General features: G+C 69.9%; 19 protein-coding genes, 1 tRNA gene and 5 pseudogenes. 10 read left to right on the forward strand and 15 right to left on the reverse strand.

All coding sequences use genetic code 11. The features are described 5' to 3' along the window. Positions 1-18 precede the first annotated feature (18 nt). From AB0A69_RS04440 to AB0A69_RS04455, 4 genes are all read right to left on the reverse strand, one after another. Positions 19-888, reverse strand: a complete 870-nt coding sequence (locus tag AB0A69_RS04440; protein ID WP_361415263.1) for a metal ABC transporter permease — start codon at positions 886-888, stop codon at positions 19-21. Beyond that, entirely contained in the window at positions 885-1,814 is a 930-nt protein-coding gene (locus AB0A69_RS04445; protein WP_361415265.1) for a metal ABC transporter permease, read from the reverse strand. Before AB0A69_RS04445 ends, AB0A69_RS04440 begins: the two co-directional genes overlap by 4 nt. Next, positions 1,801-2,601 (reverse strand): metal ABC transporter ATP-binding protein, encoded by an 801-nt coding sequence (locus tag AB0A69_RS04450; protein WP_361415267.1) that lies wholly within the window; start codon positions 2,599-2,601, stop codon positions 1,801-1,803. Before AB0A69_RS04450 ends, AB0A69_RS04445 begins: the two co-directional genes overlap by 14 nt. Positions 2,602-2,839: 238 nt before the next feature. Then, positions 2,840-3,817: a zinc ABC transporter substrate-binding protein gene (locus tag AB0A69_RS04455; RefSeq protein WP_361415269.1), complete on the reverse strand. Its 978-nt coding sequence runs from the start codon at positions 3,815-3,817 to the stop codon at positions 2,840-2,842. Between the two features lie 921 nt (positions 3,818-4,738). Between AB0A69_RS04455 and AB0A69_RS04460 the strand changes: the two genes are divergently transcribed. The 3 genes and pseudogenes from AB0A69_RS04460 to AB0A69_RS04470 all read left to right on the forward strand — a co-directional run. Further along, complete coding sequence (locus AB0A69_RS04460; RefSeq protein WP_361415271.1) at positions 4,739-5,503, forward strand: hypothetical protein; 765 nt, start codon at positions 4,739-4,741, stop codon at positions 5,501-5,503. A 223-nt stretch (positions 5,504-5,726) separates the two neighbouring features. Beyond that, on the forward strand, positions 5,727-5,903 hold the full coding sequence (locus AB0A69_RS04465; protein ID WP_361415273.1) for a hypothetical protein: 177 nt from the start codon (positions 5,727-5,729) through the stop codon (positions 5,901-5,903). Positions 5,904-6,829: 926 nt separating this feature from the next. After that, positions 6,830-7,629 (forward strand): annotated as a pseudogene (locus AB0A69_RS04470) (site-specific integrase); the annotation flags it as partial. Between the two features lie 99 nt (positions 7,630-7,728). Here the strand turns inward: AB0A69_RS04470 and AB0A69_RS04475 are convergent. Then, positions 7,729-7,802, reverse strand: a tRNA-Pro gene (locus AB0A69_RS04475). Positions 7,803-8,442: 640 nt separating this feature from the next. On the opposite strand from AB0A69_RS04475, the gene AB0A69_RS04480 reads away from it, so the two are divergent. Together AB0A69_RS04480 and AB0A69_RS04485 are read left to right on the forward strand one after the other, a co-directional pair. Next, positions 8,443-9,639, forward strand: coding sequence for an acyl-CoA dehydrogenase family protein (locus AB0A69_RS04480; protein WP_361415275.1), 1,197 nt, complete (start codon positions 8,443-8,445; stop codon positions 9,637-9,639). Positions 9,640-9,710: 71 nt separating this feature from the next. Further along, on the forward strand, positions 9,711-10,808 hold the full coding sequence (locus tag AB0A69_RS04485; RefSeq protein WP_361415277.1) for an NAD(P)-dependent oxidoreductase: 1,098 nt from the start codon (positions 9,711-9,713) through the stop codon (positions 10,806-10,808). A gap of 344 nt (positions 10,809-11,152) precedes the next feature. On the opposite strand, the gene AB0A69_RS04490 is transcribed toward AB0A69_RS04485, so the two are convergent. The 3 genes from AB0A69_RS04490 to AB0A69_RS04500 form a co-directional block, all read right to left on the reverse strand. Further along, positions 11,153-11,305 (reverse strand): hypothetical protein, encoded by a 153-nt coding sequence (locus tag AB0A69_RS04490; RefSeq protein ID WP_361415279.1) that lies wholly within the window; start codon positions 11,303-11,305, stop codon positions 11,153-11,155. Between the two features lie 479 nt (positions 11,306-11,784). Further along, positions 11,785-12,126 (reverse strand): hypothetical protein, encoded by a 342-nt coding sequence (locus tag AB0A69_RS04495; RefSeq protein WP_361415281.1) that lies wholly within the window; start codon positions 12,124-12,126, stop codon positions 11,785-11,787. 587 nt (positions 12,127-12,713) lie between these two features. Next, positions 12,714-13,661: a LysR family transcriptional regulator gene (locus AB0A69_RS04500; protein ID WP_361415283.1), complete on the reverse strand. Its 948-nt coding sequence runs from the start codon at positions 13,659-13,661 to the stop codon at positions 12,714-12,716. A 205-nt stretch (positions 13,662-13,866) separates the two neighbouring features. Between AB0A69_RS04500 and AB0A69_RS04505 the strand changes: the two genes are divergently transcribed. The 3 genes and pseudogenes from AB0A69_RS04505 to AB0A69_RS04515 all read left to right on the forward strand — a co-directional run. Further along, complete coding sequence (locus AB0A69_RS04505; protein WP_361415285.1) at positions 13,867-15,018, forward strand: MFS transporter; 1,152 nt, start codon at positions 13,867-13,869, stop codon at positions 15,016-15,018. Positions 15,019-15,150: 132 nt separating this feature from the next. Then, a pseudogene (locus AB0A69_RS04510) lies at positions 15,151-15,378 on the forward strand (DUF4331 family protein); the annotation flags it as partial. Positions 15,379-15,381: 3 nt separating this feature from the next. Continuing rightward, a pseudogene (locus AB0A69_RS04515) lies at positions 15,382-15,534 on the forward strand (dipeptidase); the annotation flags it as partial. A gap of 102 nt (positions 15,535-15,636) precedes the next feature. Here AB0A69_RS04515 and AB0A69_RS04520 read toward each other — a convergent pair. Both AB0A69_RS04520 and AB0A69_RS04525 read right to left on the reverse strand, forming a co-directional pair. After that, a complete protein-coding gene (locus tag AB0A69_RS04520; protein ID WP_361415287.1) occupies positions 15,637-17,154 on the reverse strand; it encodes a hypothetical protein in 1,518 nt (505 codons plus the stop codon). Positions 17,155-17,259: 105 nt separating this feature from the next. After that, the gene (locus tag AB0A69_RS04525; protein WP_361416761.1) at positions 17,260-17,628 is read right to left on the reverse strand and encodes a hypothetical protein; all 369 of its coding nucleotides are present in this window, start codon (positions 17,626-17,628) and stop codon (positions 17,260-17,262) included. A 48-nt stretch (positions 17,629-17,676) separates the two neighbouring features. On the opposite strand from AB0A69_RS04525, the pseudogene AB0A69_RS04530 reads away from it, so the two are divergent. Further along, a pseudogene (locus tag AB0A69_RS04530) lies at positions 17,677-17,796 on the forward strand (phosphoribosylformylglycinamidine synthase subunit PurQ); the annotation flags it as partial. Between the two features lie 8 nt (positions 17,797-17,804). Here the strand turns inward: AB0A69_RS04530 and AB0A69_RS04535 are convergent. Next, positions 17,805-17,974 (reverse strand): annotated as a pseudogene (locus AB0A69_RS04535) (glycosyltransferase family 2 protein); the annotation flags it as partial. A 552-nt stretch (positions 17,975-18,526) separates the two neighbouring features. Here AB0A69_RS04535 and AB0A69_RS04540 point away from each other — a divergent pair. Further along, positions 18,527-19,894, forward strand: coding sequence for an SMI1/KNR4 family protein (locus tag AB0A69_RS04540; RefSeq protein ID WP_361415289.1), 1,368 nt, complete (start codon positions 18,527-18,529; stop codon positions 19,892-19,894). A gap of 788 nt (positions 19,895-20,682) precedes the next feature. On the opposite strand, the gene AB0A69_RS04545 is transcribed toward AB0A69_RS04540, so the two are convergent. The 4 genes from AB0A69_RS04545 to AB0A69_RS04560 are packed head-to-tail and all read right to left on the reverse strand — an operon-like array spanning position 20,683 to position 22,707. Next, entirely contained in the window at positions 20,683-21,267 is a 585-nt protein-coding gene (locus tag AB0A69_RS04545; protein ID WP_361415291.1) for a GAF domain-containing protein, read from the reverse strand. After that, positions 21,264-21,893 carry an ATP/GTP-binding protein gene (locus tag AB0A69_RS04550; RefSeq protein ID WP_361415293.1) on the reverse strand — a complete coding sequence of 210 codons (630 nt, stop codon included), beginning with the start codon at positions 21,891-21,893 and terminating at the stop codon, positions 21,264-21,266. The genes AB0A69_RS04545 and AB0A69_RS04550 overlap by 4 nt, the downstream gene beginning before the upstream one ends. Further along, positions 21,871-22,269 (reverse strand): DUF742 domain-containing protein, encoded by a 399-nt coding sequence (locus AB0A69_RS04555; protein ID WP_361415295.1) that lies wholly within the window; start codon positions 22,267-22,269, stop codon positions 21,871-21,873. The genes AB0A69_RS04550 and AB0A69_RS04555 overlap by 23 nt, the downstream gene beginning before the upstream one ends. 3 nt (positions 22,270-22,272) lie before the next feature. Continuing rightward, on the reverse strand, positions 22,273-22,707 hold the full coding sequence (locus AB0A69_RS04560; RefSeq protein ID WP_361415296.1) for a roadblock/LC7 domain-containing protein: 435 nt from the start codon (positions 22,705-22,707) through the stop codon (positions 22,273-22,275). Between the last annotated feature and the right edge of the window lie 4 nt (positions 22,708-22,711).

Here is a 22,711-nt window from a genome sequence, read left to right on the forward strand (position 1 = left end):
TGGACAGGTACGCGGCAATCAGCGCACGACCACGGACCCTGCTACGGCCCGTCGGCGGCCGAGGGCGACGGCCGCGGCGTACACGACGGTGGCCGCGGCCATAATGGCGAAACTCGGCGGCAGCTTCGGTACCGCGTAGCTGAGGCCGAGCCCGGCCCACATCTCGGCGACGGCGAGGACGGCGGACAGAACGAGCGCGCGGTAGGGACGGGCGGTCAGGCGCATGGCCGCACCTGCCGGGGCGGCGAGCAGGCCGAGCAACAGCAGGGCGCCGACCGCTTGCGTGGCCTGCGCCGCGCAAGCACCGACGAGAGCAAGGAAAGCGAAGCCCAGTACGCGTACGGGAACGCCCCGAGCGGTCGCCACCGCCTCGTCGAGCGAGGCGAACAGCAGGGGGCGCGCGATGGCGAGCATCGCCAGACAGATACTGGCGGCGATCAGTGCGGCCGTGCGCGCCTGGTCCGCGGACAGACCGAAGATCGAGCCGAACAGCACCTTCACACCCACGCCACTGTCCGCGGTGCTGCGGGTGGTGATGTACAGGGTGAGGAAGAAGGTGCCCAGACCGAGGATCCAGGAGAAGACGCTGCCGATGGCGACGTCGTCGGCCCAGCCCCGGCGGCCGAGCATGCCCAGGAGCAGCGCCACGGCGATGGTGGCCGTGAACAGGCCGATGCGGGCGTCGTAACCGAAGGCCAGGGCGGCGAGCGCGCCGGTGAAGGCGACGTGGCTGAGCGCGTCGCCGGTGAACACCTGGGCGCGCAGGACGAGGAAGTAGCCGACCAGCCCGGCTGCCACGGCGATGGCCGTTCCCGCGAGCAACGCGTTCTGGAAGAACGCAGGGCCCAGCCAGGCAACCACCCACCCGGCCTCCGCGAGCGGCGTCACGGCAGGTCTCCCGCGGCGGCGGCCCGTACCGCGGAGCTCCGCGAGACGGCGTCCCGCAGACCCCAGCGCGCGAGGACGCCGAGCCGGGCGAGGACGTACGTACCGAAGGCGAAGGTCGTCACGAAGAACCCGATGGGATACGTCGAGTGGTAGGCAACGATCAGCGCGAACCAGGTGACGAGCACGCCGATGAGCACCGACAAGGCCATGCCGAGGGCGGGGCGCGCGGTGAGCGTCTGAGCGGTGGCGGCGGGCATCACCAGCAGGGCGAAGACCAGCAGGACGCCGGTGATCTGGCTCGTCCCGGCCGCGGCCACTCCGAGCAGCACCAGAAAGACCGTGGACAGCGCACGCGTCGGTACCCCGCGTCCGGCCGCCACATCGGGGTCGGTGGAGGAGAAGAGCAGCGGCCGCCCGATGACCACAAGGACAGCGAGCGTGCCGGCCGTCACCGCCACCAACGTCCACACCTGCGCCGTCGTAATGCCGAGGAAACTGCCGAACAGCAGCGCGTTGACGCCGCCCAGGAACCCCTCGTACAGAGCGATGAACAGGAAGCCGCAGGACAGCAGGAATGCCTGCACGGTTCCGATGAGCGCGGACTCCTGGCCGCTGCCGCCCCGGCCGGTTCGGGGGATCGCGGCGATGACGAATGCGGCGGCGACGCAGAAGGCGAAGTACCCGAAGACGGCGCCGATGCCCAGCAGGGTCGCGCCCGCGGCCCCCGGGAAGCCGACCAGCGCCAGGGTGTGGCCGGCGAAACTCTGCCGTCGCAGGACCATGAACCAGCCGATCGCTCCGGCGAGGACGGCGACGGCGGTACCGGCCAGGAACGCGTTGACCATGAACGGGTAGGACCAGATCTCCCCGAGGTCGGCGCCCAGGTGCCACGGCCGTGCCGGCAGGCCGACGTCAGCCGTCGCCATCCCCTACTCCGGGCCCTGGACCGGTGTGCCGGTCGGTGTGGAGGGCGGGCGCGTCGGGTTGCCCGACGACGACCAGGCGACCGTCGGCAGCGCGCAGCACCTCGATGGGCGTGCCGTACAGGCGCGACAGCGTCTCGGAGTTGATCACCTGGGCGGGAGTTCCTGCGACGGCGCCCCGCTCGGCGAGGTACACCACGCGGTCGAGGTAGGGGAGAATCGGGTTCACGTCGTGCGCCACCAGCACCACCGCGACGCCCTCCTCCCGCCGGATCCGGTCGATGAGCGTCACGACAGCCGCCTCGGTGGGCAGGTCCAGGCTGTCCAGCGGCTCGTCCAGCAGCAGCAGCTTCGGGCGGTGGATCAGGGCTTGCGCGATGAGGAGCCGCTGCTGCTCACCGCCCGAGCACTGGCCGATCGGCCGCTTCGCGTAGGCCGCGGCGCCGACCAGGTCGATGACCTCGTCGATACGTTCGCGGGCCGCACGGCCCCGAGCGGTGAACCGTGCCGCTCCCGGCAGCGGCACACCCCAGCGATCGCCGTCCCAGCCGAGCCGGACGATGTCGATACCGCGGACGCGCAGCGAGGAATCGAAACTGCGCCGCTGCGGCAGGTAGCCGACGTCATGGTTGGCCCGGCCAGGCCGTCGCCCCAGCACGCGTATCTCCCCGGCGGCAGGCTGCTGGACACCGAGGATGACCTTGACGAGGGTGGATTTGCCGACCCCGTTGGGGCCGAGCAGCGACACGAACTCCCCGGCACGCACGTCGAGGTCGACCCCGGACCACACGACGCGCCCATCCAGCCGGACAGCGGTGTTACGCAGTGATACGACGGGTTCCGAGAGCTGCCCCGGGGGCCGGGCCGAGTCAGAGTACGGCTCGGATGGAGAGGACCCGGTCGGGGCGATCGTCCGCGGCGCATCCGCATCGGCGCCGCGCGTGTCCGGGGGCATCGCTGCCCTCGGCGGTCCGCCCGGGCGCACCGTTTCGCGTATGCGGGCGATGGGATTCACGCTCTCCCCTCTCCTACCTCCCCGTGGCCTCGGCCAGCGCTTGTCGGATCACCTGCAACTGAGCGACCTGCCATTCCTGGAAGGAGGCGCCCGCCGGTGTGAGGGTCTCGGTGACCGTCGCGACCGGAATGCCCTCGCCCCGGGCTGCCTCCACCTGGGCGCGCACGTCCGGCGTGGAGTTCTGACTGTTGTAGACGTAGACCTTGATCTCCTTCTCGGCGATCTGGCGGTCGACCACGGCCTTGTCCCTGCCGGTGGGGTCCACGCCCTCGCTGATGGCGTCCAGGAAGGACTCCGGGGTCAGAACCTTGAGGTCCAGCCCCTCGGCAAGGGGCGTCACGATCGACTCGGAGGCTCCGATCGGTGTGCCCCCGTACTTCTGCCTGATCTCGGAGACGAGCTGGTCGTAGCGCGCGAGCGCCTTGGTCTCCACGGTGTTCTTCTGCCGGTCGAAGTACGCGGCGTCGGCCGGGCTGATCTCCTTGTAGTCCTCGGTGATCCGGTGGATGACCCGGTGGACGTAGTCGGGCGAGTACCAGAGGTGCGGATTGCCGCCTTCCTCGACGCCCACGAGCTTTCCGATGTCCAGCACGGTACGGTCCGGGTCCGGGTTGGATGCGAGCAGCTTCTCCGCCCAGGCGTCGTAGCCCGCGCCGTTGACGATCGCGTACCGGGCGGTGGCAGCGTCCCGTGCGTCGGCGGCCGTCGGCTCGTAATCGTGCGGGTCCGCGTCGGGGCTGTCGATGATGCTCGTGACCTCTACCCGGTCTCCGCCGAGCTGCTCGGCGAGGCTCCCCCAGAAATTCTCCGCCGCCACGACGCGGATCGGATCACCGTCCCCGTCGGTGGGCTGGGCGGCGAGCGAGGCATTGGCGCCGGTCGCGCCGTTGGAACAGGCGCTTCCCGCCACTATGGCCGCTATGGCCAGGGCCCCGACGGCCGCCCGGGCCCCTCGGCGACGTGCCGGCTTGCGGGGCGCTGCGGTGCTCATCTGCGGCGGTCTCCTCAATCGAACAGGATCAGCCTGGGCGGATCCGCAATTCAGGATCACCTTCCACGCTAAGTGAGAACGACTTTCAAGGCCACATTTCGCCCCGCAGCAAGGGCACCCCCAGGGGCCGCTGCCCCGCACCGCCGCGGTACCGCTAGGCTCACGCCGTGATGACGGTCCGGCCGGTTTTCAGCGTGCTCCGGTCCCGCTCCCAAAAGGCGGGTCCGTTGCGGCTGTTTTGGCTGGCCACGCTGCTCCTCGCGCTGATCCACACCCATGGGGTCAGCGGGGAGAGCGCCGCAAGACATGCCCACCACGGTGCCAGCGCACCGGTGGCTCTCGCTATCCACGCCCATGACACCACCGCGGCCGATCACGGCGATCACCCGCCCCACCGGCATGCGGACGGACAGCCGACCGAGCGGCATGGTGACTCGGGATCCACGCATCCGGCGCATGTGTGCGCATCCGGCCAGCCCGAGCAGGGCGCGGCGCTGCCCGCCCCGGGTGAGGCCCTGCTGGAGGCGGTTCGGCCGCCCCGTACATGCGAGCCGACCTCTGCGGGACGGGCCGCCACGCCTTGGCTGTCTCCGCCTTTGACCGGTTCGGCGATCCTCCGAATCTAGATCCTTCGGGTCACGTCTCCCCGGTCACGAACCGCCGTCCCTTCCTTCGGCATGCCCGACGCCGCCCGCACCGCATCAGCCGCCCGCACCGCATCAACGGCTGAGCCACTGCTGCTCGCTGTCGGCCATGGCGGAGGCGACAGGCGGCAACCGACCCGCCGTCGGCTGTCCCAGTCCGATCGGCTCCCTCCGACTCATCACCGCACAGCCTCCTCGTGCGCGCTTCGGTGCCGCGAACACGGCCGGACCGTGCGTGTCTCCCCATCGAACCCGTTTTTGCTCGGAAGGTACTCCTTTGTCCGTCCCCTCTGACCTCGCCGGTCGCCACGCGCCGACCTCACAGCAGGACACGTCCGCGCCTCGTCGTGCCCGCAGGCGGCGAGCCGCCTCCTCCGAAACCCCCCGCCGCACCCCTCTGCCGGCCCGCTTCCTCGGCTACGTCGGTTACTACGTCGGAGCGGGACTCATCAGCGGCGCGGTCGTGCACCATCCGATGGACCCGGCCCGCTACTCGCTGATCGCCGGCTACGGCGTGCTCGTCTTCCTCGCCGCTACCGCCCTCAACGAATTCGTCCTCACGCGAGAGCGGCCCGGTTTGCCGCAGGTTCTGAAGGTGATCACCACATCGACGGTGCTGTCCTTCGGGCTCGGCATGCTCAGCGGCGGCCTGCAGCACTTCGCCGACGTACCCGAGCGCAGCGCCACGCTGATTCCGCTCGGCATCGTCCTCGCCTACGTCGCCTACACGCTGAAGGAGGAGCCGGCACCGTGGCGGCGCATCTTCGGCCCCGTTGGGCTGGCGGTCCTCGTGGTCGCGGCGCTGAGCTTCGTGGGCCTTCGGCACATCGCCTCCACCATGCCCGAGAGCGGACACCACGGTGGCGTCACCACGGAACACGACGGCCGCGAAGGACAGGACAGCAGTCCTGGCAGCCGCCCCACCGAGTTGAATCCGCCTGCTGAGGGTGCCCCTTCAGATTCGCCCCCGACGCCCGCCGCGCCCTCGAAGGACGTCCACGGCGACGAGCAGCCCGGGCACGAAGACAGCCACCACCACTGAGTCGAACCCGGCACTGGAGGGGCCCATCGCCACCGCGGGGGTGAGCCGCGGGTCGGCCCGCCTCGCACGTCAAGACACGGGCATCCGTAGCTGATGTGCCAGCGGCTGGCACAGCGGGAATCCCATAACGCCGATTCCGCTATAAATCTGTCACCTTATGCGGGCTCCAGAACGACTCCTGCTCCCTATCCAGCAGGCGGCCAGGTCCCGGAGCGTGGACAGCGTGAAGACCGAGACCGGCACCCCGGCCGTCATCGCGAAGAACCGCCTCGTCAGCTCCACCGTCGAGGGCAACGCGAAGAAGACCGACGAGCTGAAGGACCTCGGCGTCCCGCATCTGAAAGCCGCCCTGGCCGCGCGAGGTGCCGACGCGGTGTTGTCGGGCACGAGCGTGAAATAGCGGAAAGGCCATTCCACACGGGTCAGCGAACCTCGTAACCACCCAACGCGGCCGGTCACGAGGTTCGCTGGTCTCTTCCGCGAAAAATGACCCCAACGGAACTCGCCCACCGAGCGGCCACTTTCTTCAAAATGCACTGCCATCAACCATGCAGGACGGGCCTCATGACCTTCCCGTACAGGCGCCTGACACTCGATCAGAACGAGCGTCAAATGAGCGTCGTGAACGTCATTCCAGCGTCAAGATATCGCCCGTAACGCCCACATCGCACATAATGCGCACGCACAAAACCGCAGGCCGGGAGTCCCTCGCGGTCTGCTCAAGGATCGCGACGCACTACACGTGGTGCGTCATCGGATAGACGTCGGCTCCTAGCAGCGCGGGGTTCGAGGGCGTAAGCGGCGTCAAACCCATGCCCTATGTTCATCCGCTCGGCGCCAGGTTGCACCCTGCCCCGCAGGCAGTTACGCAGCGTGCCCGACGCAGTACCTCCGATGGGCTGCCCTCCCATGCCACCACAGGCCGCCGCGACGGCACCTCTTGGGGAGAATCTGGGGAGTGTCGACGATGCTGGGGAGCGCGTGGGGAGAATCGACCGCGTAACGCAGCACGAACCTGAAAGACGCTGAAAGCTCATCTGCCCAGGTCAGGGACGGGTACAGCCTCATCTACGCTGGTCAGCGCCATCAGGTAGACAACTTCAAGAAGATCTCCTCGCCCACCAACGCCGCTCTTCAGGTGACCTGACCAGCCATAATGCGCATTGACAAAACCGCCGGCCAGGCCCCCTTTGAGGCGTGCTCCAGAATCGCCACGCACTCCACATCATGCGTCATCGCCCCGAGTGCAAGCGGCATTCGACGGCCTGTCCAGAGCCCCCGCATCCGCAGCATCTTGGCAAACACCCCGAGATGCGAGCGACCGGCCGTTCGACCGTCAAGAACACCCTCGCCGTCCTGGTACGCGTCATGGAGCAGGCGGTCCGAGACGGCATCATCAAGGTCAACCCGGCTCGCGTGACGGGGTGGCAGAAGCTCTACAAGCAGGCTGAGGACGAGCTCCTCGACCCGCGAGCGCTGGCCCTGCCCGACTGGGAGACGCTCGTCGAGCTGGCTGATGCCCTCGTGGCTGCCTCGCACGCCAATACCAGGGCTGGGGAGATGTCGTCCTCTTCGCCGCGTGCACCGCCGCCCGCATTGGCGAGGTGTCCGGCTGCCGCATCGGGGACATCGACACCACGAACTGGATCTGGACCGTGCGGCGCCAGACCACGCCCGCCCCCGGCGGCCTCGTCGACAAGGGCACGAAGGGCAAGCGGGCCCGCCAAGTCCCGATCATCGAGGAGATCCGCCCGCTCGTCGCCCAACGCGTTCTGGCCGCCGGCCCCGATCCAGACGCCCGCCTGTTCACGGGGCCTCGGGGCGGCCGCATCTCCACCGCGGTCCTGCGTGACGCCACCCACTGGGACGACGTCGTCACCAAACTCGGGTACGAGCACCTGCGCCGCCACGATCTCCGCCACACCGGCCTTACCTGGTTCGCCGATGCCGGCGTCCCGGTGCACGTCCTGCGCAAGATCGCCGGGCACGGCTCGCTGACTACCACGCAGCGGTACCTGCACCCCGACGTCCGCCAGATCACCGCCGCAGGCGCCGCCCTCACCGCCCACCTCAGCGTGCTCCGCGCTCCCCGGTCCCTGCCGAGCCCGATCGTGGTCGCCCGCTGACCCGGTCAAGGCGCATTGGTCCCCAAGTGGTCCCCAAAAACGATCAAGGGGCCGTTTCAGATCGCTCTGAAGCGGCCCCTGACCTGCGACTTCGCAAAGTCGGGACGACAGGATTTGAACCTGCGACCCCTTGACCCCCAGTCAAGTGCGCTACCAAGCTGCGCCACGTCCCGATGCCCGTCTGACCTGGGGTTTCCCCCGGCCCGGCGTGCATGAGAACAATACCGCACTCCGAGCGGTGATCACGAACCGCTTTCCAGATCGATCACACGTTCGAAACGGGCACCACCCCGCGCGTGTCCCACCTCCGCGCGCCCCCGCGCATCCCGTGGGAGACCCCGTCACGCGACGTACGCCCCAGTGCGCCCCCACACGCCGGAGGGTGCGCACACCCCTCCCCCGGGCCATCGCGTCCGCGCAACGAAGCGCAGATCCCGCTCATCCACGGTAGGGATTCGGTCGGCCCCGCGCCGAATCGATCCGCCCCCGCTGTACACCTGAGGCCCCTGTGAATGCAGAGGTCGGCATCCACCCCTCGGGCGAGACACCCGCGAAAGCTTTGCCCTTGGCATGTGGCAGAAAGAAGCGCAGGGGGAATGGACCCCGGATAGGACCGGACAGGCCAGTACCACGGGAACCACAGTCCTCGTGAAACGTCAACCGACCGTGTTCTGGACAAAGTTGAGCATCGCGCTGAAGGGTCGGAGACGATCAGCACCATGAGGTGGTCGGCCTGTTCGGGACGGGACCACTACCGATGCACCACCTGTTCTCACAACCCCGCGAGCAGGCGTTTCGCAGAGGAGGGCTCGCATGGACGGGTATGTCGCCAGTCGACTCCATCACCAACTACGGGAGGAAGTCAGGCACTTCGCGGAGACCGAGGTCCAGCCACTCATACCCGCCATGGAGGCGGCCCGGACGGTGCACCACGAGCTGTCCCGGCTCATCGCCCGGCAGGGCTGGTTGGGCGCGACGATCGGCAGGGACTACGGCGGGATGGGGGTCGGCCACCTCGGGAAGACGATCATCATCGAGGAGCTGTCCCGGGTCAGCGGTGCCATGGGCGCCATGGTGCAGGCCTCCCAGCTGGGCGCCGCCAAGATCGTGCACTTCGGCAGTGACGAGCAGAAGAAGACCTGGCTGCCCGCGATCGCGGCGGGTGACTGCCTGCCGACGATCGCGGTCACCGAGCCCGAGTCCGGCGGCCATGTCCTGGGCATGAACGCCACCGCCGTACGGGACGGCGACGACTACCTCCTCAACGGCCGGAAGGTGTTCGTCGGCAACAGCCACGTCGGGGACCTGCACGGTGTCGTCGTCCGCACCGGACCCGGTGCGAAGGGGCTCACGGCCTTCCTCGTCGAGCCCTGGCGTCCGGGCTTCCGCGTCGGCGACCAGAAGCCGACCATGGGCCTGCACGGCTTCAGCTTCGGTGAGCTGTTCTTCGACGACTGCCGCGTTCCGGCGGCGAACCGGCTCGGCGACGAGGGGGACGGGCTCGCCGTCGCCTACTCCTCCAGCGTGCTGTACGGGCGGGCCAACCTGACCGCCGTCTCGCTCGGCATCCACCGGGCGATCCTGGAGGAGACGACCCGCTTCTGCGGGGAGCGCCACCGCTACGGCGCCCCGCTGCACGAACTGCCGTCCGTCAAGCTCAAGCTGGGCCGGATCCAGTCCCGGCTGATGACCGCGCGGCTGGCCGCCTACCACGCGGTGCACCTGCTCGACCAGGGGCTGCCCTGTGACGCGGAGCTGATGAACGCCAAGCTCGTCAACGTCGAGTCGGCGCTGGACTCCGCGCGCGACGCCATGGAGATCCACGCCGCCGCCGGGCTCTTCACCGACCGCCCCATCGAGCGCTACCTGCGCGACGCGCACCACATCTTCGCCCCGGCCGGCACCTCCGACGTCCAGCTGCTGCGCCTCGCCGAGGTGGCGCTGGGCGCGTCGAAAGGCCAGTGGTCGGAGCGGCTCGCCGATGTCGTACGCATGGAACCCGCCCTGTAACGGTGCCGCCGGAACGCGTAAGGTCCTCGAGGGGCTCGGGAGCCGCCCCTCGAGGCAGCCGGGAGGAGCGAGTGAGCGCGACGCACGGCCATCCCGCACCCTGCCGGGTCCTCGTCGTGGACCCGGCCTTGGGCGAACAGGCCTTGACGGAGCTCACCGCCCTCAGCGCCCTGGGCCTGGTGCCGACGGTCAACCTTCGGCGCGTGACAGACCCTGCGCTGCGCGCCCGGATCGAGGCCGACTGGGACACCGTGGATTTCGACGGCTTCTCCGAGGAGGAACTGACCCGTCGGCTGGAGGACGAGGGGCGCGGCTACCAGGCGTTCAAGTGCCATGCGGGCATTCCACTCACCCGGAACGTGCTGGAGCGCGCGACCGCGGGCGGCCTGCGACGCCGCCTGGTCCTGGTGGGGCGGGCCGCTGCCGGATCCGACACCTTCGACCACGCGGCGGCGCAGCGCCTGGGAGTCGCGATCCGGATGGCCCCGGGCGCCAACGCAGCCGCCGTGGCGGAACTGACCGTCTCGCTCATGCTGGACGCGCTGCGCGGGATCGCCCGACGCGACCGGGACCTGCGCGGGGGTTCGTGGAGCGCCGCGGTCGAAGGCCTGCCCGCGAGCAGTCTCGACGGCGCACGGGTGGGGCTGGTGGGCTCCGGGGCCGTCGCGCGGCGCACCGCCGAGCTCGTGCGCGCGTTCGGTGCCGAGGTGTGGGTCTTCGGATCGCCGCGGTTCACCCGGGAACGGGCAGCCGATTGGCCAGGCCGCAGGGTGCAGACCCTGGCCGACGTGCTCGCCGGATGCGACGTGGTGTCGGTGCACGTGCCGGCGTCCGTCGAGACCGAGGGCCTTATCGGGGCGGAGGAGCTGCGGCTGATGCGGCCGGGCTCGGTCCTGATCAACACGGCGCGTGCGAGTGTCGTACGCGAGGAGGCCCTCGATCGTGCGCTGCGAGACCCCGCCTCCGGGCCCTCGCGGGCCGCAGTCGACGTCTTCGAGTCCGAGGGAGCGCGCTTCTCCTCCGTGCTCGCCGACAATCCGTACTGCACCCTGTCCCCGCACGTCGCGGGCACGACCCGGGTCGCGATGCGGACCGCGTCACACCGCCTCATCGAGGAGTTCGCGCGCTTCGTGAACGAGACCGGACTCGTGGCGCGCGCTTCCCGCTGACGCGAGGTTGGACAACGCAGGCACGCCCTCCGCTGGGCCACGCCGATGAACAGGACGGGCACCAACCAACACCGTCGGCCTGACCGTGCTCTCGCGCTGGACCCGCCCCCTTGTAGGCGGCGAGGCCTGACCAGCGCGCGTCAGGTTGCTGTCCGGGCGGCTCTGGGGACGCGGTGGTCGACAAAGTTCGCGCTGCCCACCGCCCCGGGAGGCGGTTGACGTGCCGCAGCATCCTCCGGCAGAAAAGACCGCCGCCACAGGTTCGTGCGCCGTCCTGCATCAGGCGCCGGCTCGACCACGGCTCTCCGGGCATCGTAGGGCAATGCGCGGAGAGCCGGTGCGCGTCAGGAGTCGTACGCGATGTCGAGATCGCTTGAGAAGGCGGTGCTGTCTTCGGCGGCAGGCCCATCTTGCGCCGAGAATGACGTGCTGATCCCGTCGAACAGCGAGTAGGTGAAACGGAAGCCTAGGTTTGCCGTTCCGGTCTTACCGCCCACCTTCACGCGGAAGGTGCAGTTCCCGTACAGGGTGTAGTCCTTATTACGCCGGTTGTTGGGTACCGACGAGTGCCAGAAGTAGTCGACGGCGACGTTCGAGTGCTTGTCGTGGTTAGGGCATTTGCATGTGTCCGGCCGAACACGTCATCTTCCCCGGTCTCGGGCATGGCCCTTCCCCCTGTTCCAAGGCCGCCTCACCTTTCGGCACGCACTGGGGTCAGCAGCGCTCAACCGAATCGATCACGAACCTAACAGATATGCACTGTCGTAGGAATGCGGTACATATCTGATCTTCGTCCGGGTCGGTGCAGCTGTCGCCGATCTGCCTGAGCACGCCCGCCATTCCCGTGCGTTCTCCTCACAGGGCGATCTTTGTTGCGGATGAGGGTGAGCCAGCGTCCGCCTTTCGGGATCGTTAGGTAGTGGATCAAGGTGGCGGTATAAGCCGCCGCGAAGTCACCGACCTGGAGTGGGACCTCCTATGGTGTGCGGTTGACGTGCCGCAGCATTCGTCGGCCGGCCTCGCGGGCGGCGGCCAGGTCGTCCTCGGTCTCGGCGAGCTTGGCTTTCAGCTCGGCGCGTTCGGCGCGTATTTCGTCGCGTTCCAGGGTGAGCCGTCCCACGGCCGCCAGCAGCTCGTCGATCCGGGCGGTCAGGTCCCTGGTCCTGGCCTGGCCCAACTGGGCGCCAGCCTTGTTCTCCTCACGGACCAGGGTGAGGTCGGTGGCCAGGCTCGCCGCGGAGGCGTTGGCCCCGCCCTGACCCTTTCGCCGTTCCGCCTTGGCCTGGCCCTTCATCGCGGCCTCGATGTGCTCGCGCACATCTTCGGCGTAGAAGAGCCAGTTGGAGACCCCGGCGGCGCGGGCGACCGCACCCGGGCCGCGTCAGCGGCGTTCGTCGCCGCCTCGACGGCTTCCGCGCAGTTCGGGTGGGCTGGAACCAGGGGCGGACCTGCTCGGTCTTGTACGCCCGCCGGGCCTCCGCTTTGGCTTCCTCAGTCCGCCCCAGCCGCCCGAGAGCGCTGCTGCGGCCCTCCGGCAGGGCCGGCTCGACGGCTTGGAGCGCGGCGAGGGCGAGCGCGGACGCCGCCGCAGCCGGGTCCGGGTCCGGCTCGCCCGGCTCCAGGAACTCGCGCCGGGCGCGCTCGATGTCCGTCTTCAGCGACACCCGGACGTGGGCGGTAACGTCGGCGGCGTCGGCCGGGTCGGCCGGCCAGCACGAGCTCGTCACGCTGAGCGTGATCCTCGACGAAGCAGTCGGCCGCCTCGTCGCCCACATCCGGGTTTTCCAGCCCGACATCGTCATGGGACACGACGCCCTCGGCCAGCTCACCAGCCGCCCCGACCACGTCCGCGCCCACCAGATCACGGACCGAGCCGCCGCGCGCAGCCGGTGCCACCACCGACGCCTACAGCCGGTGCGCTGCGTCCGCAGCGGCCACCGCCTCGGCGAAAGCCCGGACCTGCGCGTTGTCGCGGTCGGCGCGCCGGACCAGTCCGAGCGCCGAGTCGGGCAGTCCGGTCACCGGAACGTAGGCCACGTCCCGGCGGTGGTGGTACTCGGTGGTGGGGCGGCAGAGCAGCATCACACCCCGGTTGGCCGCCACCAGCGACAGGCCCTCCTGAAGGGTGCCGACCACCGGCCCTTGCGGCACCGCGGAGCCCGACGGCGTACGGGTGGGCGCCTGCGCCTCGCGCCAGTAGTCCGGCGCCGGAGCGGCCACACCCACCAGCGGTGTCCCGGCCAGTTCCTCGGCGTCCACGGCGGCCCGGGCGGCCAGCGGGTGCCTACGGGACACCGCGAGGCACTGAGGCTGGCGGGAGAAAACGGGCCCGAGCACGAGATCCGGCTCCTCGACCGGCAGCAGCACCACCGCCATGTCGACCTCGTCGCGGTGCACGGGCCCGAAGGGGTCGCACAGCGGCAACTCGGTGATCCGGGTGGCACAGCCGGGATACCGCTCCTCGAATTCCCCGACCACCTCCATGAATCCGTATCCCACGCTTCCCTGGAACCCGAGCCGCAGCGTCCCGCTGAGCCCGAGCGCCGCCGCCCGGGCGTCCTCGACCGTGGCGCGCAGCGCGGCGTAGGCCGGGCGGAGCGCGACGAGGAAGTCCTCGCCGAGCACGGTCAGCCGTACGCGCCGACTGGTGCGGTCCACCAGCCGTCCGCCGATGCGCTGCTCCAGGCCGCGGATCAACTGGCTGACCCGGCTCTGGGACACGTACAGCCGCTCCCCGGTCCGCCCGAAGTGCAGCTCCTCCGCGAGGATCAGGAAGCACTCCAACTCGCGGATCTCCACCGTGCTCGCCGGTGACCGCCGTCCGCCCGTGCTGTCGCGGCTCGTGACTGTCATGGCAATGCTCCTCCGCCCGGCCCGCTTCCATCCGGCACCGCGTGGCGTATGCGGCGTCATCGATGAGTCCACCTCATGGAAGCATGAGAAGTTCGCGCTTGTTCCGCTCCCTGGGCCGCAGTTGTGTGGAGCCATGACGAACGTGGACAACCGGCGGGCACCAAAGCCCGCCCCCTCGGCCTCTGCAAAGGGCGGCTGGCCCGCGGTGACGGCCGTTGCGGCCGGCACCTTCTCCGTGGTCACGTCCGAGATGCTGCCGGTGGGGCTGCTCACACCGATCAGCACCTCACTGGACGTGAGCGAGGGAACCGCCGGGCTGACGCTCACCGTCACCGGCCTCATCGGTGCGCTGTCGGCCCCGCTGATCACCGCGGCGGTCGGCCGGACCGACCGCCGCGTGGTCCTGTGCTCCCTCATGGCGCTCCTGGCGGCCGCCAACGTGCTCGCGGCCTGGTCGCCCGACTTCGCGGTCATGATGGTGGCCCGCGTACTGATCGGCGTCGCCATGGGAGGCGTATGGTCGCTCGCCGGCGGACTCGGAGTGCGGCTGGTACCGGCCACGTCCACCGGACCCGCGACCTCCATGATCTTCAGTGGTATCGCGATCGCCTCCGTGGTGGGCGTGCCGGCCGGGGCCTACGTCGGCGAACTCGCCGGATGGCGCGCGGCGTTCCTCGCCACCGGCGGACTGGCCGCGCTCGTGACCGCCGCCATGGCCGTGTCGCTGCCGCCGCTCCCCGCCGACGAACCGGTCGCGCTGGGCGGCGTGTTGCGGCTGCTCGGCAAGCCGCAGGTGACGACCGGGCTCGTGGTGGTGACCCTCCTCGTGACCGGCCACTTCGCCGCGTACACCTATGTGCGGCCACTCCTCGAGGAGGTCTCGGGCGTCAGGGCTTCGCTGATCGGGACGCTGCTGCTGGTATACGGAATCGCCGGTGTCGCCGGCAACTTCCTGGCCGGCGCCCGGCTGGGCCGGTCGGTGCGCGGCCCGCTGCTGGTGATCAGCACCGCCCTGGCCGCATCCGTGCTGCTGATGCCGCTGCTCGGGCTGTCTGTGGCGGGCGCCTGCATCCTGCTCATCCTGTGGGGCCTGGCCTACGGGGGTGTGTCGGTGAGCACCCAGACGTGGCTGGCCCTGGCGGCGCCGGAAGCGAGGGAGGGCGCGACGGCCCTGCTCGTGGGGGTGTTCAACGGTGCCATCGCTCTCGGCGCCTTCGCGGGAGGCAGGGTGGCGGACGGCCTCGGCACCCGGTCGGTGTTGTGGTCGGCCGGTGTGCTGGCCCTGGGGGCCCTCGTGGCGACGGGTCTCGGATCGGTGCCCCCGCCGACCGCCACCACCTCCGATCCGGCCGGGTGAACGACCGGTACCGCGACGCTCGCCACGCGGTGTCCGACGCGGCCGGATGAGACGACCGCAACCCCCCAGAGTAGGCGTACCGGGCGAGGAGCACGGCCGCGCAGGAACATCACTCGGCTCGCCTGTGCCGCACTGGCCGCCGCGAGCCTGGCCGCCGCCGGGGCCGGCATGCTCAGCCGCGGACGGCGGCCGCGACGAGCCACCGCGAGGCGCCTCCAATATCCGGGCAGCCGCCGTTCGACACATCGGACGTGTACGCGTTCGTCAGCCCCGACCATCCCGATTCGACGACCCTGGTGGCGAACTGGCTGCCGTTCCAGGAACCGGGCCGGCGGCCCCAACTTCTACCCGTTCGCCGAGGCGCTGGACATGGGCACGCGCGCGAACGCCAGCCCGGAGGAATCCGACGGCGCCTGCTACATGCATGCAACCTCGATCAGCAGCCACGCCTGGACGAACCGGGTCGCTCTGGCCGCCGCTCTGTCCGCTGCTGGCCTCGTGAACTACCCGACGGAGGGGTGTTCCCAGTCACGTTCTTGTGTTCAAGAATAGGAGGTCCTTCGAAGGGCCTCCCAGGATGTGACTGGCGGGGCAGAGAGTTCAATTGGCGGCCAGGGCTTACAGCCGGGGTATCAGATCCGACATGACAGCGGGGGACAGCGAGGGATTGGCGGCTGCCGCCTCCACCACTTGCCAGTCGGCGTCGGTGAGTAGCTCTTCGATGATCGTCGGCGGAAGTGCCGCATGACTGGCGGCTATGGGCCTCGCCTGTGCGTCTGCCAGGCAGGCGAGCAGCGCCGGTGCCGACGCATTGCGATGCCGGGCGATCTCGCGGAACGCCTTCTGCACCGATGGTTCGTGCCGGGCTAGGTCTTCCAGAAGTGCCGGAGTCGCGTCCGGATTGGCGGCCACCTTAGCGACGACTCGGACTCCGTGCCGGTCGAGCATGGTGCGCAGTTGGCCTTCCGAGAGGCCCGGGTGTGGAGCGATGGACTTGGCCACTTTTGCGTCGGAGTCGGCGGCCAGCGCGTCGCGTATAGCGGGTGACAGATCGCGGCGCTGGGCTACGAGCATCCGCGCGGCTGGGTTCTGTGATTCGGCCAGCTTCTCGACCTCGTCGGGAGATGCCGAGGCGATCCGCGGCAGCAGAGTGGCGCCGATCCTGGTAGCGCTGGCCAGGTCGGTCAGCACGTCGAGCGGTACGAGCGGGTTGTGTGCGAGCCTGCGCCGCACTTCGTGGTCACGGTCGGCTGCCAGTGCGCGGATCAAGGCGTCTTCGATCGCCGGATTCTCGGCGAGGTCTGCTCGAACACCGGGATTCGGATCCACGGCGAGCCGAGCGCAGACCTCCGATGGCAGATCGGGGCGGCCGGCGAGCGCCCAGCGCAACAGCAGCGAAGGGTGGCTGACGAAGCCGACGACGGCTTCCGTGGGTGTGGCCGGGTTCCGAATCGCCATCTGCTGCATGTCGTGCCTGGTGGACGCGTGGGAGCCGTCGCAGGAGGCACCGGACGGCAGATCGCAGTCGAGTCGCGAGCATTGCGGATCGTGCACGAACGGCGCCTCTTCACGGTCGCAGACGAGGCACCGCTGTGCGGGTGGCAGGCCCTCGCCGGTGAGCAGCGCCGCCAGTACGGCCGGTGGCGTCGCCTCGTTGGCCGCCACCGCGCGACGGACCTCGGCGTGCGGATGCGCCGCAAGTCTGGTGGCTGTCTCCGGTGCCGCCCACAACGCGAGCTCCGCGACGACCTGTACGTCCGAGTCGGTGGCCAGCATCTCCACCACATCGAGAGGAAGGCCGGAGCAGGCGGCCAGCTTCTCCCGGCGCTCGACGACTGGATCTTCCGCGAGGAGGCGCGCCCACTCCGGGCGTCCCGCACGCTCGGCCAGCAGTGCGAGCGCGACGTCCGGTTGCGTCGCGGGATCAACGTCTGCGGCGGTCAGCAGGCCTGCATACGCAAGCGAGACAGCGCCTTCCTCGACACGAGAAGCCAGCACCACCGCTTGCGCGTGGCTGAGGTCGACCCGATGCGCGAGGTCCGCAGCGATCTCGGAGTCCGCGACCGCGATCAGCCGGTCGACCAGCTCGGACGGCAGGCTTACGTTGGCGGCAAGCCCGCACAGAACATGGTTCACAGAGGCATCCTGCCTGGAGCGTTACCGAATGGCTCCTGGTTTTCGATGCCCAGGTGCTATCGGTAGAGAGGTGGCCCAGACCTGCGCTCGGAAGTGCCCGTCTGGTCATTCTCCCTTCGGATGGAGGCGTACGACATTGGCTGGTGCCTCCGCCGAGCTCTCGCTCAGATTGTGACCCTGGCGAGTGAGGACGGCGTTGGCGAGCGCGAGTTGAGTGACTTGATGCCGGAGCGCCGTGATTTCGGCCTTCTGCGCGGCAACGGTTTCCTTCAGGTCGGACACGGTCTTGCGGAGCCGCTTTTCCGATTCCGGGGGTTGCTTCGTCTCGGTGCGGACGCGTTCGTAGAAGTCAGCCTTCAGGTCCGCATGGCGCTTCTGGAGGGCCATGCGGTGAACACCGGCTTCGGCCGCGAGAGCGACGACGGTCAGTGCGCCGTCGGAGGCTGTGGGCCGGCCGGTGAGTAGCCGGTCCATGGCGGCACGGATGCGTGTCCGCTCGTCGGTGGAGTGCTCGGTCACGACATACCCCTCAAGAACATCGACGGCCGGTACGTCGCCGACGAGCGTGTGCTGGACGAGCTGGAGGCGGAGGGCCGGGTCGCCTTCCGCTACCCGGACGGCAACCCCAACGGCTCGCTGCGTCCTGGTGGGTTCATGCCGCCGGAAACCGCGAGGTTCTGGGGAAGTTCCACTGCGGTCACCCCAGCGGGCAGCGGCGGTAGGCAGGAGCCATTGCCTACCACGACCGTCATCGTGGGCTGCTCATCCTGCTTGGCGACGGAGTCGAGCAGCAACCGCAGACGTCGGGCCGATTGCCCATCGTCAGCACAGCGACGCCCACGCGGGGTCGTGTCACGTCCACAGTCCTCTCCTCGGCGGCCAACGGAGGCGCGATGCTACCGCTCCCCCGCAAGTGCTGGGGTAGTCCCACGTCTGGCTGCGCCGGCCCACCGCTGCCCGGGCGGATGCCGTGCGACGACTGCCCGCGGTCGTCCCCACGCCCGCAGGGCTACTCCGTAGAGGCTGGAGACTAGCGAGGTCGACGTCGAGTCGTCCCTGAGCGAACGGGGATGATTCGGACCACTCCGCAGCCGTCCGGTCGGGGAGGCCGCTCCCGCACGCGCCGGGGGTAGTCCGGTACAGAAGTCCGTCCACTGGCTCGCGGCCGGGTCGTCCCCGCAGGGGGTAGCCCAGGCCGCAGGACGGTCGCAGAAGCTGTGGTGGGGTCGTTCCCGCGCGCGGGGGTTTTCCCCCTGGTCTCCCTGGCCGGCATCTACGTTGAGGGGTCGCCCCGCGCCCGGCGGGGGTAGCACGTCCTGAAGGCCACGACCGTGACGCTGAGGCTGTCATAGGCTCCGCGTACGTTCTACGCATGGTTGATCAGAGACCCCCTTTGTCATCGGTATGCGATTTCGCGACCTGGGAGCCCGTACTGCGGTTCATGTTGGCCGGCGACACCGAGTGGCCTGCCGGTCGGCGAGCGCGTGTGGCGGGACGCATCAGCCAGTACGGCTGGAGCCTCGCCCACCGTGGATCGATGTCGCCGTCAGCGCGAATAGCGGTCGAGGACATTCAGCGGGCGCTCGCGCGGGGTGGAGTCAAGGAGGTCGCGTTTCGGGCGGAGGTCCAGCCCGCCGGAAAGGTCACACTCGGCCTTGTCTGGCCGAGCCCGGTCGTGGAACCGGCTATCGGCTACCCGGACCTGGGAGTGCTCATTCTGGCTGATGGAGCCCTTCCGGAGCCTTGGCTCCGCAGTCCCGCTCCGGTGCCTGGGGCCAGACCGGCACCTACGGCAGATCTGAGGTTGCTGGAGCGGACGCTCCGCGAACGGCTGCCCGACTCCGTCGGCGCGACTGAAGAGGAGATCGCTGCCGCCGAAGCACGCCTCGGTGTCACGTTGTCCGACGAACTGAAGGTGCTTTACCGGGTGACACGGGTGGACTACGACGACGACGACTTCGAGGAGGCCGACCGCGCCGGTGACGCGGTCGGCTGCGAGCTCTCCGGTCTGGACTACCTCTACGCCATCGACGGAGCGCTCCGTCACCACAGCTGGGATGTGGACGCGAAGGGCGCGGTCAGTACAGCGCCCGACGCCGCGGTGCAGGGCCTGGCCGGCTCACCGGGTTGGATCGGCTTCGGGAGCAACGGAGGCGACGAGTTCGCCGTCGACCTGACTCCTGGCCCGGGCGGATACTTCGGACAGATCATCCTGGTCGATCACGAGAAGAGCCTCGGTGCCGACCTCGTGGCCGACTCCCTCACCGACTTCGTTCTCGGCCGACTGCGCGAGGAACGCCGTGACCTCCGCGAAGATCAGCTCCCTGCCGTAGCCAGGGTTGGCACCGGTCGTCTTGAGACCGTCCAGGACGCCGCTCATCCCGCCCTGGAGGTCCTGTCCATCGAAGCCTGGGACGGCCCGCCGTTCAGCCTCGCGCCAGTCGCCGAACTCCCCCGTCTACGCACTCTCACCGCCTCGCCCGGCACCCTGGCCCAGCCCATGGAGATCGCCGGTCTCACCGGACTGGAGTTTCTGGAACTCGGCACCCACGAATGGCGCGTCCTCCTCGACGCCGGAGCCGTCCCGCGCACCCTGAAGGCCGCAGCCGTCACGGTTCGGGACCAGGACCACCTGCCCGTCGTTGCCATCGCCAACGAGATCCTGTCCCTCTGGGACCGGCCGCAAATCGTACAGACGCTCATCGAGGGAAACCTCGACGCTGCGACACAACCGGCGTGACGTCGCCACAGCACCTCGGCGCGGACGGGCCTCCTCCGAGGGTCACATCGCTTCTATCAGGTGAGCAGTCGTCAAACGGTGACAATGCCACCGACTTGCCGCTGCGTGCGGCCGCGGCCGCACGGCGCTGGGCACGGCGGTCTTCCTGCCCGTCCTCGCAGCGCGGGCAGTCCCGGCCGGAGTCGAGCAGAGCGGCCTCGTCGCACCGGGTTCGGCGCACAGTCGGCGCTAAGGCGGGCCCCGGCCGATCAGCCAGCCCGCCGGGTCCCTGATCGGCCAGCCGCATCTGGTCGGCCAGACGGCGGGCGAGCCGGTCGGCAAGGGCCTGCGGGCCGTCAGCACGACCGGCGAAACCGATCACGCGGGCGAGCTCGTTGCGGGCGGCGGCCTCCAGCAGTCGGCGGGCGGCCGGACGCTCCAGCCGCGCCCAGGCCGGGTCCACCGGCCCCAGGACGGGTCCACCGGCCCCAGGACGGTCCGCAGATCCGCCGGCGGCAGAGGAGCCCTCCCCCGCTGCTGCCTGCCCTCGCCTCCGCCGGCCACCGGTCCGCGGCCGCCGTTCATGCCTTCAACGGCCGGGGAATCCTTCGGCTGTTCCCCGCGGAGCGGGCCGCCGTCCTCACGCACGCACGCGCGGTTCCGGCAGACCGTGCTTCCCACCACGGCCTTCGCCGGAACCGGAAGAGCCACCAGAGCGAGAGAGAACCACCGGCAGTGACCCCAGAAGCGTGGAGAGCGTGGTGCTGTGCGGGGACATCACGGCCGGTGCGCCACGGGGTGGGCGCGGCTCACAGGCCGCCGTCCTCGCGGCGGTGGATCTGCTCCACCAGCTCCGCCGCGAGCGACTTGATCGTCTCCAGGCCCGCCCGGCCCCAGGGCCGGGGTTCGGTGTCGACCACGCAAATCGTGCCGAGGGCCGTGCCCGTACGGTCGATGAGGGGCGCGCCGAGGTAGGAGCGGATGCCGATCTCGTCGACGACCGGGTTGCCCGCGAACCGCGGGTAGTCGCAGACGTCCTCCAGGACCAGCGCCTTGCGCCGGACGACCACGTGCGGGCAGTAGCCGTGGTCGCGTGCCATGAAGCGGCTGACGCCGCCCGTGGCCGCGGCGGTCGCGGCGGCCGTGGACTTGAGGTCCTGGCGCGCGTGCGTGCCGTCCGGGGTGTGCAGGCCAGCGAAGAACTGCCGGTTCTCGTCGATGAAGTTGACCATCGAGTACGGCGCGCCGGTCACCTGCGCCAGCCTGGCGGCGAACGCGTCGAGGGCGGGGTCGGGCCGCTCCCCCAGGCCGAGTTCGCGCAGCCGCCGTACGCGCAGGGGTGCTTCGCGGTCGACCGGGGTCAACAGCAGGTGACGGGTCGGGTCATAGGTCATGACGGTGCTCCGTAGCTCGGCGCCGGGGCCGGGGCGGGGTTGGTCGCCAGCAGGTGCTGGACGAGGGTGACCAGGGTCTGGATCCCGGAGCTCGCGATCCGGGCGTCGCACAGCACGACCGGCACCTCCGGCTTGAGGTCGATGGCGGCGCGGATCTCCTCGGGTGCGTACCGGAAGGAGCCGTCGAACTCGTTGACGGCCACGACGAAGCGGATGCCGCGCCGCTCGAAGAAGTCGACGGCCGAGAAGGAGGCCTGGAGGCGGCGGGTGTCGGCGAGTACGACCGCCCCGAGGGCACCCTCGGAGAGCTCGTCCCACATGAACCAGAACCGCTCCTGGCCGGGTGTGCCGAAGAGGTACAGCACGTGCCGCCGGTCGAGGGTGAGGCGGCCGAAGTCCATGGCGACCGTGGTGGTGGTCTTGGACTCCACGCCGTCGAGGTCGTCGGTGCCGATGCTCACCTGGGTGAGCAACTCCTCCGTGCTCAGCGGCTCGATCTCGCTGACCGCGCCCACGAAGGTCGTCTTGCCGACCCCGAAGCCGCCCGCGATCAGGATCTTCACGGCGGTGGGGAAGACGTCGTCGTCGAAACCGTCTCGAGCCTCAGAGCCGTCGTCGTAGGCCATGGAGCACTGCCTCCAGCAAGGAACGGTCGGTGGGGTTGTCGTGCGCGCGGGGCGCCCGAGCGGTCAGCGCCCCGCAGTCGACGAGATCGGAGAGCAGCACCTTGGTGACCACCGCGGGCAGCCGCAGGTGCGCCGCGATCTCGGCCACCGATGTCGGCCCGTGGCACAGCCCGAGGACCTGGTTGTGCTCCGGGCCGAGCGGGGCCTGCGGCACCGCCCCGGTGGCCATCACGAGGGAGAGCAGGTCCAGCGCGGCCGTCGGCCGGGTGCGGCCGCCGCTCACCGTGTACGGGCGGATGAGCCGGCCGGCCGCGTCGTCGAGCCAGGGCCCGTCCTGCCACTGCCCTGTGCGTTGCCGTGGTCGGGAGGACTGCATGGCTCAGCGCCCCGTGGCGCCCGGTGCCGCCGCCGCTTGTCTGGCCGGGGTGACGAGGTACGGCCGTACGCTCTTGACCAGCATCGCCATCTCGTAGCCGAGGACGGCGGCGTCGGTCTCGCGCCCGGCCAGCACGGCCAGACAGGTTCCGGATCCGGCGGTGGAGACGAACAGCAGGGTGTTGTCGAGCTCGACGACGACCTGCCGGACCTCACCGCTGTCGCCGAAGCGGCTGCCGGCGCTGCGGCCCAGCGAGTACAGGCCGGAGGCCAGGGCCGCCATGTGGTCGGCGCTGTCGGCGTCGAGGCCGTGCACGGATTTCACCAGGCCGTCGGAGGAGAGGAGAACCGCGCTGCGGGTATGGGGGACCCGCTGGATCAGACCGGTGAGCAGCCAGTCGAGATCCGAGGAATGGCCGGTCGGCACATCACTCGCCATGGTG

It is taken from the genome of Streptomyces sp. NPDC045431, from assembly GCF_040646655.1.
GTDB lineage: Bacteria > Actinomycetota > Actinomycetes > Streptomycetales > Streptomycetaceae > Streptomyces.